The following is an 11,565-nucleotide window of genomic DNA, read 5'->3' as shown; positions in this document are numbered from 1 at the left end:
GGCGGGGAGCACGCGCGAAGGCGCGTCAGATCTCCTCCGCCGGCCTTTCCTCCCACGCGAACCCTCGCAGAGCCCGCAGGTTGTGCAACGCCAGCTCTGCCGGGCCCTGCCGGCCGGTGGGAGGGGCGTTGGTCGCGGCCCAGCTCTCGACCGCCACCCGGACCGCGGCACTGGCCACCGTCGCGGTGAAGCGCTGATACGGAGAGGCAACGTTGTCGCGCCCGGACGGAGCGGCAGAGGTGGAGGCGGACGCGGCGGAGGCGGAGGCGGGCACGGCGGAGGCGGGCACGGCGGAGGGCGCGTCCGTGGAAGTGGAAGTGGCGCGGGGGGCGAGGGCAGGGGGTGACGCAAGGGGTGGCTTCGGGGCGTCCCTCGTCCCGGTCGGTGCCGTCCGCTCCGACAGGACGTCCACGAGTGCGGTCTCCGAGGCGTGACAGACCTCCGCCCAGACCTTGCCGAGGGCGGGGCTGGCCCCGGCCAGCCTGATCAGGGTGCGGGCCCATTCCCAGGAGGCCGCCGACACTCCACGGCCGGGGACGAGGGTGTGTTGTACCGCGTGTTCCAGGGCCTCCGGCACGGTCAGTTCGGCCGGGGCCTCGCGGACCGCCTGCGCCCACCGCTCGGCGCCCGCCGCGTAGAGCGGGGCGACGGCCTCTTCCTTGGTCGCGAAGTACCGGTAGAAGGTGCGCGGGGCGATGCCTGCGGCCTGGGCGATGTCCTCGGCCCGGGTGGCCTTCAGGCCCCGGCTGACGAAGAGGCCGGCCGCCGCACGGGCGATCTCCATGCGGGTCGCTGCTTTGCGCCGCTCGGTCAGCGAAGGGGAGCCGGGGTTGGAGGTGGAACCGATCACCTCGGCAGGCTATGCCCATGTGGCACAATCTGCCATTCGGGCGGGCCACCCCGTGGTTCAGGTACGGGGTGCCCCGCCCGCTCCGCGCGCCCGTCCGCCGTGTCATATGCCGGGCGGTCATGTGCGTCCGCAATGACCAGCTCGGGCCAAGCACGCGGACCGCCGAGGGGGTACTCACCCGGCCCGCCGCCTCCACCCGGATGCGCCCCGGGCCGGCCACCGCTCGCCCGGACCGCCGCTCGCCCGGGCTGTCGTCCCGCCCGGTCCGCCGTTTCAGCCACCCCGGGTGTCGGTCGCGGGCTCGGTTGCGCACAAAGGGAGCCGGGCCCCGGCGCCTGGGGGGAGAGGCACCGAAGCCCGACTCGTGGAGAGTCCCGGCGCCGGGGGGATGGGTGCGTCGGGACTTGGCTCATGTGGGGCGAAGAACGTTCATGGAGGCTGCGAGGTCCGGTCGGCCCGGACTCCCGTGCCCAGAGGACTTGTTCCCGCGCTCCTCCCCATTGAAGCGACGTTCCTGCGCCATGTTCGCGCGGCGCTTCACCACCCGCGCGCGCGGGCGCAAGCCCGGCACCACAGGGCGCCTGAGGCCCACTCGCCGCAGCCCGGGCCCCACTCGATGTGCCCCGAAAAGCCGGCCCGACACCGCTGAAGGCGCCCCGACGACGGGCGGCCGAGGCGACACCGCCGAGCGTCACGTCACTGCCGGCGGCCGCGACAGGCGCCGCCCGACGGAAGCGCCCCGCCCGGCCGGCGCATGGACCGAGCCATGCGCCGTCGCGCCGTCCTGGCCGTTTCGCCGGCCCCTACCGTCCTACGCCGCCGCTTCGAAGCCCGTGTCGCGGGCCAGCTTCTTCAGTTCCAGCAGGGCGTGCTTCTCGATCTGGCGGATGCGCTCCCGCGTCAGGCCGTGCTCCTTGCCGACCTCGGTCAGAGTGCGCTCGCGGCCGTCGTCGATGCCGTACCGCATCTTGATGATGGAGGCGGTGCGCGGGTCGAGGCGGTCGATGAGGCCGTCCAGTTCCTCGCTGCGCAGCAGGGTCAGGACGGACTGCTCCGGCGAGACCGCGGAGGTGTCCTCCAGCAGGTCGCCGAACTGGGTCTCGCCCTGGTCGTCGACGGCCATGTTCAGCGAGACCGGGTCGCGGGCCCAGTCCAGGACGTCCGTGACACGCGCCGGCGTCGACCCGAGCTCGGTCGCGATCTCGGCGGGCTCGGGGTCGCGGCCGTTCTCCCGGTTGAACTCACGCTGCACGCGGCGGATCCGGCCGAGCTCCTCCACCAGGTGGACGGGCAGGCGGATCGTGCGCGACTGGTCCGCGATGGAGCGGGTGATGGCCTGACGGATCCACCAGGTCGCGTACGTGGAGAACTTGAAGCCCTTGCGGTAGTCGAACTTCTCGACCGCGCGCACCAGGCCGGCGTTGCCCTCCTGGATCAGGTCGAGAAGGGGCAGACCGCTGCGGGGGTAGCGGCGGGCCACCGCCACGACCAGGCGGAGGTTGGAACGGATGAAGACGTCCTTGGCCCGCTCACTCTCGGCGACCAGGGCCTCGAGTTCGTCACGAGAGGCGTCCGCCCTGGACTCCTCGTCGCCGTCGAGGACCTGCTGCGCGAACACACCCGCCTCGATGATCTGTGACAACTCGACTTCCTTGGCGGCGTCGAGCAGAGGCGTGCGCGCGATCTCGTCGAGGTACATGCCGACCAGGTCGCGGTCGGCGATCTCGCCGCCATGGGCGCGAACACTGCGGGCCGCGTCGGTCGTCTCGCCAGAGGCGGACTTGCGACGGGCGACGGCACGGGTTGCCATGCGTGCTCCCTTGCGATGGAGGTTCAGCGGGTTGCCCTACGGACGCTCGGCACTTTCGGCACTCTCCTCGGGTGCCCTGCATCCGATGGAAACAACGACTGGAATCAGGACAGAATTCCCAACCCGCACCCCGATTTTTATGATGTTGCAGTACCCTGTCCGACCACGTGAGGGGGCATGAGGTTGTCCGGACGTACAGAGGTGCAGGTCAGACCGGGGGTCGAGGGTGACCTCGAAGCCCTCACGAGCCTCTACAACCACTACATACGTGAGACGGCCATCACATTCGACACGGTGGTCTTCACTCCGGAAGAGCGACGTCCGTGGTTGCTCTCCCACCCTGAAGACGGGCCGTACCGCCTGATGGTTGCCACGGAAGCGGACTCACAGGACATCCCAGGGACCTCACAGGAAATCCTGGGTTACGCCACATCCAGCCCTTACCGGCCGAAGGCGGCCTACTCCACCTCGGTGGAGGTGACGGTGTACGTCGCCCCGCACGCGGGCCGGCGGGGCATCGGCACGCTGCTCTACGAGGCACTCTTCGAGGCGCTGGCCGCCGAGGACCTGCACCGCGCGTACGCGGGTATCGCGCAACCGAACGAAGCGTCCGCGCGACTGCACGAACGCTTCGGTTTCCGGCACGTGGGCACCTACCGCGAGGTGGGCCGCAAGTTCGGCCGCTACTGGGACGTGGCCTGGTACGAGAAAGAGCTCTGACCGCCCGGGGGAGCTCCGGCCCGCCTTCTCCCTCAGCCGAACTGCACGGACCGCTTGGCCATGCCCATCCAGAACCCGTCGATCACGGACTTCTGTGCGTCCAGCTCGCCCGACATCTCCGCCGCGCCCATGGTCACGAACAGCGGGGCGAAGTGCTCGGTGCGGGGGTGGGCGTACCGTCCGGCCGGGGCCTTGTGGAGGAAGTCCAGCAGGCCGTCCCAGTCGCGGGCCTCCAGCGCGCGCCTGCCCCAGTCGTCGAACTCGGAGGACCAGGTCGGCACTCCCCCGCCGGTGTGGCGCAGCGCGGCCAGGTTGTGGGTGAAGAAGCCGGAGCCGACGATCAGGACACCTTCGTCGCGCAGCGGCGCGAGCTTGCGGCCGATCTCCATCAGCTTCACCGGGTCGAGGGTCGGCATGGAGATCTGGAGGACCGGGATGTCGGCCGTGGGGAACATCTCGACGAGCGGCACGTAGGCGCCGTGGTCGAGGCCGCGGTCCGGGATGTCCTGCACGGGGATGCCGGGGGCGCGCAGCAGCTTGCGCACGCTCTCGGCGAGCTCCGGTGCGCCGGGGGCGTCGTACTTCACCCGGTAGTAGTGCTCGGGGAAGCCCCAGAAGTCGTAGACGAGGGGCACCGGGTCGACGGCTCCGAGCGCGAGCGGGGCCTCCTCCCAGTGGGCGGAGACGATCAGGATCGCCTTGGGGCGGGGCAGGTCGGCGGACCAGGCGGCGAGTTCGCCGGGCCAGATCGGGTCGTCCGCGAGGGGCGGGGCGCCGTGGCTGAGATAGAGCGCGGGCATGCGCTCCCGGGACAGGACACGCTCCTGGGATACGGCTGACATGACGGTTTCTCCTTCCGGGACCTCGGCCCCTGACGTCCGACACCCAGCCCCTGACGCTCCATCTCCGGAGACTTCGGCTCCGGGAGCTTCGACTCCGGGAGATTTCGGCTCCGCAAGGCCGCGACGGCTGGGCGTCGTGACGGGTGGCGTCGTGACGGTGGCACGGTTCGACGGTGGCACGGTTACCACGAGTGGTTGCTTGAAATCTAAAACGTCAACGTCCCACAGCATATTCCCAAGTGGTTTAAATTTCAAGAATAGAGCGTTTACAGTGGAGTACATGACGAAGGCAACCGCATCCGCTGACGAGCCCCAGTGGCTCACCGCCGAGGAGCAGTGCATCTGGCGCTCCTACGTGCACGCAACGACCCTTCTCGAGGATCACATGGACCGCCAGCTCCAGCGTGAAGCGGGCATGCCGCACGTCTACTACGGTCTCCTCGTCAAACTCGCCGACTCCAGCAACCGGCGCCTGCGCATGACCGAACTCGCCAAGTACGCCAAGATCACCCGTTCACGTCTGTCCCATGCCATCGCCCGGCTGGAGAAGAACGGCTGGGTGCGCCGCGAGGAGTGCGACTCCGACAAGCGCGGCCAGTTCGCCGTACTGACGGACCAGGGCCTGGAGGTGCTGAAGCGCGCCGCGCCGGGCCATGTCGCCGTCGTACGCCACGCGGTGTTCGACCGGCTCAGCCCCGAACAGCAGAAGTCCCTCGGCGAGATCATGCAGATCGTCGCCGAGGGACTTCAGCCCAACGAAGCGGGTGCGGACCTGCCCTGGCTCCGCTAGACCCGTATCCGGGCCGGGTGGGCCCGTGGCCGGATCGGTCGCGGTCCGGGGCGGGTCAGTGGGCCGGCCGGGTCAGTGGACCATCACCGGCACCGCGTCCTCGGCGTCCTTCGACCCCGAGCCCGCGACCGCGCCCATGTCCGGCTTGCCGGCGTTGATGAGGGTCATGGCGATCGCGGCGGCGGCGACCAGGATGCCCACGGCGAACCAGATGGCGCTGGTGTAGCCGTGCACCATGCCCTCGAGCTGCACCAGCTGCTGCTGCGGCTTGGAGGCGGCGCCGGCGACGTGGTCCTTGATGTACGACGTCGTCGCGGAGGCGGCGATGGTGTTCAGCAGGGCGGTGCCGATCGCGCCGCCCACCTGCTGCGAGGTGTTGACCATCGCGGAGGCGACACCGGCGTCACGCGGCTCGACGCCCATCGTGGCCATGGACATGGCCGGCATGAACGCCGTACCCATACCGAGGCCGAGCAGCAGCATCCCCGGCAGCAACACGGCCGCGTACGAGGTGTCGATCTCCAGCTGGGTCAGCAACAGCATGCCGAGCGCGGCGACCAGGAAGCCGGGGCCCATGAGCAGGCGCGGGGGCACCCGGGTCATCAGGCGCGTACCGATCTGGGTCGAGCCGGTGATCATGCCCGCGATCATCGGGAGGAAGGCGAAACCGGTCTTGACCGGCGTGTAACCCTTCACGATCTGAAGGTAGTAGGTCAGGAAGAGGAACAGACCGAACATCGCGATGATCGCGAGGCCGAGGGAGAGGTAGACACCGCCGCGGTTGCGCTCGGTGATCACGCGCAGCGGCAGCAGCGGCGCCTTGACCTTCGACTCGACGATCACGAAGGCGGCCAGCAGGACGGCGGCCGCGACGAACATGCCGACGGTCATGGAGTCGCTCCAGCCCTCGGACTCGGCGCGGGTGAAGCCGTAGACCAGGGCGACCAGACCCAGGGTGGAGAGGATGACGCCCGGGATGTCGAGGGGCGAGCGGTTACGGCCGCCCTCGGGCTCACGGATGACAAAGTAGGCGCCGGCCGCGGCGATGATCGCGAACGGGATGTTCACGAAGAACGTCCAGCGCCAGTCCAGGTACTCGGTGAGGAAACCGCCGAGGATGAGGCCGACGGCGCCACCGCCGCCGGCGATCGCACCGTAGATGCCGAAGGCCTTGGCGCGCTCCTTGGCGTCCGTGAACATCACGGCGAGCAGGGAGAGCGCGGCGGGCGCGAGCAGGGCGCCGAACGCGCCCTGGAGGGCACGGGCGCCGAACATCATGGCCTCGTTGGCGGCCGCGCCGCCGAGCGCCGAGGCCGCGGCGAAGCCGCCGAGGCCGACGACGAAGGCGCGCTTGCGGCCCCACAGGTCGGCTATACGGCCGCCGAACAGAAGCAGACCGCCGAAGGCGAGTGCATAGGCGGTGACGATCCACTGCCGGTTGCCGTCGGAGATACCCAGGTCCTGCTGGGCGGAGGGCATGGCGATGTTCACGATGGTGGCGTCGAGGACGACCATCAGCTGGGCGAGGGCGATGAAGGCCAGCGCTTTCCAGCGGTTGGCGTCCGGGGCGCCCGTACTGCCGGGAGCCTTCTGGGCTGTTTCAGACATGGAGATACCCGCTTCGGTACTTCGTGACGGAAAAAGATGAGGTAAAGGGCGGCTCGTCCCCCCTGACGGGCCGTTCACTCGTCGTGCGTTGCGATGTGGTCGTGAGGTGCGGCTGCGCATACGCGTCGGGGCGTGTCACTGCCTCGCACTGCCGCGTTCAGCGCCGCACTGCGGTGTGCTGCTGAGTCGTCGTACGGCTGGTGGGACTTCTGCGGATCGACTGCTCGCTCAGGCCTGGCGCAGATCCTCCATGGTCACAGCCGAGCCCGGCAGGACAGAGCGGGCCGGGGCCCGCATTCCGTCCAGGAACAGCTGAAGGTGGCGGTGGACGAAGCGGTCCGCGTTCGGGCAGGCCGTACCGGCCGGGGGCCGGCTGAGCTGGGCCACCGCGATCATCACGTCGCCCACGCCGACGTCGGGCCTGAGCTGCCCGGACGCCTTCGCGCGGTCCATGATCTCCGCGATGATCCCCTCGACCCGCTCACGCGCGGCTTCGAGGTCGGGGTGGTGCTCGTCGAAGGAGCTGGAGATCATCGGGCAGAGCGCGCTGATCCGCTCGTCGGCGGCAGCGTGCACGAACCTCTCCAGCGCCCCGAACGCGTCGCCGGTCTCCGCGAGGGCGACCTGCCCGTGCTGGACCGAACGATCCAGCACGGAGAAGACGACCTCGTGAACCAGCGCGTCACGGTCGGGGAAGTTGCGGTACAGCGTGGCGTTGCCGACGCCGGCCCGGCGGGCGATCTCGTCGAGCGGCACATCGGCGCCGAATTCGACGAACATCTCGCGGGCGGCGACGACGATCCGCTCCCGGTTGCGCAGGGCGTCGGCGCGAGGCCGGGACACCTTGCGCACGGCGGGGTCTGCGGTCGCGGTCTGCACGGCGCACTCCTTCTGACGTTCCGAGACGCTTCGTTAGGTTTCGGGACTTTTACGATCCGGGGATCCACTCCCCGTTTCGCTCGGACACATGGCTAAACGGGGAAGGCGTCCCCGGTTATTTCCCGCACCCGAAGTTTTCTGATGTGACCTGGGTCACATCTACCCGGGAGGGTGAGCGCAGACCGTCCGCGCCCAGGTCAGCGACGTGAGAGTGCTGCTCCGGGCGCCCTCAATGCGCCTCCGACCCACAGCCCTGGCGCCGTCGGCCTGCGACCCGGGCAGCGCCGCGGAACGACCCGAGCACCGACGGAGTACGGCCCGGGCAGCGCCAGGGAACGGCCCAGGCACCGACGCGGAGTACGACCCGGGCCGCGTGGGGGACCAGGGCCCGAGCGCCGCCGCGGGACAGCCCCGGGTGCCACCGAAGGAGGGCCCCAGGCACCGCCGCAGCACCGGCCGCAAGCGCCGGCGCAAGCACCGACGAAGCCGTACCCGCCGGTAATCCACGATCGGTCTCCTCCAGCGCGCGCCTGCGTGCACCCCGTCGGAGGGTGATCGGGAGGGTGCAGCCGGTGACCCGTGGCTGCCTGGAGCGAAAGGCCCCTGCATGCAGCCGCTGCCCCTGCGCACCGCCCCGGCCCGCGCAGGCGAGCCACTCCGCCGCCGGATACGCCCACGCCGTGTCGCCGCCTTCGTCTCCGTCACCGCCGTGACGCTGGCCGTCAGCACGTCGGCAGGCACCGGACACCTCACTCCGGTCCCCGGCGCGACGACGGCCGGAGCGGGCCCCGTCTCCCTGGCCCGTTCCTCGACTCTGGCACCCTGCATGATCAGCGGCCGCGCCACGATCCAGATGTCCGAGGGTCTGCCCACACCGGGCGGCTACTCCCGCTCCACCGGCCGCGTCCGCGCGCTCACCCTGATGGTCGACTTCTCGGACGCACCCGGCCGGGGCAGCGCGCTGAACCGCTACCGCGAGTTCCTCCCGCAGACCGAGGCATGGTTCCGTACGGCGTCGTACGGCCGTCTCGACTACCGCGCCGAGACCCCCGTCCGGCACTGGCTGCGCATGCCCAAACCGTTCCGCGAATACGGCATACAGCGCGGCGCGCCCTTCGATCCCGGTTACCGCGAACTGGTCCAGGACATCGTGGCCGCCGCCGACCCGACCGTGGACTTCCGCGCGTACGACCTGCTGAACGTGCTGGTCACCCCCAACGCGGGCCCCTCGGCCCTGGACACGGTGCTGTCGGTGACGTTCGCCGGCAACACGGAGGCGCCGGTCGCCGACGGGGTGACCGTGGCCAACGCGTCCTTCGTCTACTCCCGCCAGGACGACGGCTCGGGCTCCTACGACCGCACCGGATACCGTGTGCTCCCCCACGAGAACGGCCATGTCTTCGGCCTGCCCGACCTCTACACGCAGGAGGGCGGCGGCGCGGTCGGCCACTGGGACATCATGAGCGAGGACTGGGGCGCCAACAACGATCTGCTGGGCTGGCACAAGTGGAAACTGGGCTGGCTGGACGCCTCCCAGATCGCCTGTGCGGCTGCGTCCGGCACCACGGAGTACCCCCTGACCCCCCTCTCCCGCCCGGGTGGCCCGAAGCTGGTCTTCGTCCCGCTCAGCGACCGCACCGGTTACGCCGTCGAACTGCGCGCCCGAGGCGGCAACGACGAGTCGGTGTGCCGCCCGGGCGTCCTCATCTACAAGGTCGACGCCGACGTCGACACCGGCATGGGCCCCATCACGGTCTACGACTCCCACACCGACAGCGGCGGCTGCACCCGCAGCCCCAACGTCCACGCGGAACTCTCCGACGCCCCCTTCGCCCCGGGCGAGACGTTCAAGGATCCCAAGAGGGGCATCCGTATCTCGGTGGTGGCAGCGGACCTGCACGGGAAGTACCGGGTCAGGGTGAGCCACGGGTAGTGCGGGGACGGACCAGAGGATGCGGGTGCGGGTACGGGTAGGGGCTGGGTAGGGGCGCACCGTGGGTCTCGACCGGACCGCCCGGACGGGCGGTGGGAACGGAACAAGGAACGGAACAAGGGGACGGGCCGTGCCACCGGGAAAGGGCCATGCACCGGTGCGGGGCGAGGCGTATACGGGGCAAGCGCAGGACGGGACCGGACGGCCCGCAGCACGACGGGACTAACGTAGCCCTGCCGCCAGGGCGTGCCATCACACCCCACGGCCACACCCGTACAGCCACCACACCCGTTCAGCCACACCCGTACAACCGCCGCCCCTACAGCCGAGGCGTACGCAGAACACCTGCATCGGAGACACGAGCACCCCATGTCCGCGAAGACGACCGCATCCGCCCCGGTCCGGGGTTCGAACCCGGGTTCCGCAGGGATTCCGGACTCGGCACCTGATTCGGCGCCGAACCCGGTCCCGGCGAACGGGCCGGTTCCGGAAACAGGGCCGGGGCCGGTTCCGGCGGAGGCGGTCACGCCGTTGATCCGCGGGGTCGCCGTGTTGCGGCAACTGACCGGGGCGGGCGGCACGATGAGCCTGAGCGGACTGGAGCGGGCCACCGGCCTCGCCCGCTCCACGGTCGACCGCATCACCGCGACCCTCGCCCGCATGGGATACGTCCGTCTCGACGGCCGCGACGCGGTCCTCACCCCCCGCGTCATGGCACTGGGCAACGCCTACCTGGGGGCGTTGCGCCTGCCCGCGCTGCTGTCGGCCCGAGCGGACAGGCTGGCCGACGAACTGGACGAGTCCGTCTCCCTGGCGGTGGCCGACGGCGACGGCATCCGCTTCATCCACCAGGCGACCCGGCGCCGCGCGATGTCCCTGAGCTTCCGCATCGGTGACCTGCTCCCGGCCGAACGCACCGCGCCCGGCCCGTTGTTCGCGACGGAATGGACGGACGACGTGTGGCAGTCCTGGCGCGCACGCAGAGCGCGCGACCCGAGGAACAGCGACTTCCCGACCGTCCCGCCGCTGCCGTCCCGCCAGAACACGCGGAGCACGCGGAGCACGCGGAACACGCGCAGCGATGACGAGGACTTCGCCGACAGGGCGGCACGGGCCGCGGCGGACAACTGCGCCCTGGACGACCAGCTGATCGAACCAGGGCTGGTGGCGATCTCCGTCCCCGTGAGGGATCCCCGTACGGGCCGGATCGCGTGCGTGGCGAACGTCGTCAGCCATACGAGCCGGCACACGTCGGCGGACCTGCGCGACACGCTCCTCCCCCGCCTTCGCACGGCCGTGACGGCGATGGAGGAGGACCTGCGCCGCGCGCCGCGCCCCGCGCCGGGGCCGCCTCCCGCGGGCCTCGCGACCTGGACGGGCGCGTCCAAGCAGGAACTGGGCCGCGAGTTCATCGAATCCCTGGCCCGGGGGCTGACCGTCCTGGCGGCGTTCGACGAGGGCAGGGCGGAACTGACCCTCACGGAGGTCGCGAAGGCGACCGGCCTGGCCAGGGCGACGGCCCGCCGCGCCCTGATCACCTACGAGCACCTGGGCCTGGTGGCGCCCGCCTCCGACCGCGGCTTCGCCCTCACCCCCCAGGTCCTCTCCCTCGGCTTCCCACCCCTCTCCCGCACGTCCCTCCCCCGGATCGCGGCCCCCCACATGACGACCCTGGCGAGCGAGATCCGCGAAACGACGTCCCTGGCGGTCCTGACCGAACGGCGCGACGAGGTCCAGTACACGGCCCGAGCGACCGCGAACCACGTCATGAGCGTGGACATCGGCGTGGGCACGCGGCTCCCGGCCCACTCCACCTCCATGGGCAAGCTCCTACTGGCCGCGCCGACACCGGCCCACATGCTCGTCGACGAGGAACTGGAACAGGGCGTGCGCGCGATCGCCGTCCCGATCCGCGACCGGGAGGGCCGGGTGATCGCCGCCCTGAACGCGGCGACCCATGTCGCCCGCCGCACGGCCGAGGAATGCGTCCACGACATCCTCCCCGCCCTGCTCTCCACCGCCACCCACATCGAGACAGACCTCCACACAGCAGCCCGCTTCACCCATGTCCCCCTGACCTGACCCCCACACCCCCCAACCCGAATCCGGTACGCTGACGCCTGTGACCCACAG

General features: G+C 70.6%; 9 protein-coding genes. 4 read left to right on the top strand and 5 right to left on the bottom strand.

Annotated elements, in window-relative coordinates:
* Positions 1–25: 25 nt before the first annotated feature.
* Entirely contained in the window at positions 26–784 is a 759-nt protein-coding gene (locus tag OHS71_RS23720) for a TetR/AcrR family transcriptional regulator (protein WP_328484616.1), read from the bottom strand.
* Between the two features lie 877 nt (positions 785–1,661).
* Positions 1,662–2,660 carry a sigma-70 family RNA polymerase sigma factor gene (locus OHS71_RS23715; RefSeq protein ID WP_328481354.1) on the bottom strand — a complete coding sequence of 333 codons (999 nt, stop codon included), beginning with the start codon at positions 2,658–2,660 and terminating at the stop codon, positions 1,662–1,664.
* 183 nt (positions 2,661–2,843) lie between these two features.
* Here OHS71_RS23715 and OHS71_RS23710 point away from each other — a divergent pair, with 183 nt between their 5' ends.
* On the top strand, positions 2,844–3,380 hold the full coding sequence (locus tag OHS71_RS23710) for a GNAT family N-acetyltransferase (protein ID WP_443047026.1): 537 nt from the start codon (positions 2,844–2,846) through the stop codon (positions 3,378–3,380).
* 32 nt (positions 3,381–3,412) lie between these two features.
* Here the strand turns inward: OHS71_RS23710 and OHS71_RS23705 are convergent, their stop codons facing one another.
* Positions 3,413–4,222, bottom strand: a complete 810-nt coding sequence (locus tag OHS71_RS23705) for a dioxygenase family protein (protein WP_328481352.1) — start codon at positions 4,220–4,222, stop codon at positions 3,413–3,415.
* Positions 4,223–4,502: 280 nt separating this feature from the next.
* Between OHS71_RS23705 and OHS71_RS23700 the strand changes: the two genes are divergently transcribed.
* Complete coding sequence (locus tag OHS71_RS23700; RefSeq protein ID WP_328481351.1) at positions 4,503–5,012, top strand: MarR family winged helix-turn-helix transcriptional regulator; 510 nt, start codon at positions 4,503–4,505, stop codon at positions 5,010–5,012.
* A 72-nt stretch (positions 5,013–5,084) separates the two neighbouring features.
* Here OHS71_RS23700 and OHS71_RS23695 read toward each other — a convergent pair whose 3' ends face one another.
* Positions 5,085–6,620 (bottom strand): MFS transporter, encoded by a 1,536-nt coding sequence (locus tag OHS71_RS23695; protein ID WP_328481350.1) that lies wholly within the window; start codon positions 6,618–6,620, stop codon positions 5,085–5,087.
* A 228-nt stretch (positions 6,621–6,848) separates the two neighbouring features.
* On the bottom strand, positions 6,849–7,499 hold the full coding sequence (locus tag OHS71_RS23690) for a TetR/AcrR family transcriptional regulator (RefSeq protein ID WP_328481349.1): 651 nt from the start codon (positions 7,497–7,499) through the stop codon (positions 6,849–6,851).
* Positions 7,500–8,106: 607 nt separating this feature from the next.
* Here OHS71_RS23690 and OHS71_RS23685 point away from each other — a divergent pair.
* A complete protein-coding gene (locus OHS71_RS23685; RefSeq protein WP_328481348.1) occupies positions 8,107–9,432 on the top strand; it encodes a M6 family metalloprotease domain-containing protein in 1,326 nt (441 codons plus the stop codon).
* A gap of 369 nt (positions 9,433–9,801) precedes the next feature.
* A complete protein-coding gene (locus OHS71_RS23680) occupies positions 9,802–11,514 on the top strand; it encodes an IclR family transcriptional regulator domain-containing protein (protein ID WP_328481347.1) in 1,713 nt (570 codons plus the stop codon).
* Positions 11,515–11,565 lie beyond the last annotated feature (51 nt).

Origin of the sequence: Streptomyces sp. NBC_00377 (assembly GCF_036075115.1) — a bacterium.
Lineage (GTDB): Bacteria > Actinomycetota > Actinomycetes > Streptomycetales > Streptomycetaceae > Streptomyces.
This window is presented reverse-complemented; position numbering and strand designations above follow the sequence as displayed.

What these genes read in the sequence shown, in the direction of transcription:
- OHS71_RS23720 (WP_328484616.1), bottom strand. Translation starts at nt 784, where the DNA reads ATGGAGATCGCCCGTGCGGCGGCCGGCCTCTTCGTCAGCCGGGGCCTG.
- OHS71_RS23715 (WP_328481354.1), bottom strand. Translation starts at nt 2,660, where the DNA reads ATGGCAACCCGTGCCGTCGCCCGTCGCAAGTCCGCCTCTGGCGAGACG.
- OHS71_RS23705 (WP_328481352.1), bottom strand. Translation starts at nt 4,222, where the DNA reads ATGTCAGCCGTATCCCAGGAGCGTGTCCTGTCCCGGGAGCGCATGCCC.
- OHS71_RS23700 (WP_328481351.1), top strand. Translation starts at nt 4,503, where the DNA reads ATGACGAAGGCAACCGCATCCGCTGACGAGCCCCAGTGGCTCACCGCC.
- OHS71_RS23695 (WP_328481350.1), bottom strand. Translation starts at nt 6,620, where the DNA reads ATGTCTGAAACAGCCCAGAAGGCTCCCGGCAGTACGGGCGCCCCGGAC.
- OHS71_RS23685 (WP_328481348.1), top strand. Translation starts at nt 8,107, where the DNA reads ATGCAGCCGCTGCCCCTGCGCACCGCCCCGGCCCGCGCAGGCGAGCCA.
- OHS71_RS23680 (WP_328481347.1), top strand. Translation starts at nt 9,802, where the DNA reads ATGTCCGCGAAGACGACCGCATCCGCCCCGGTCCGGGGTTCGAACCCG.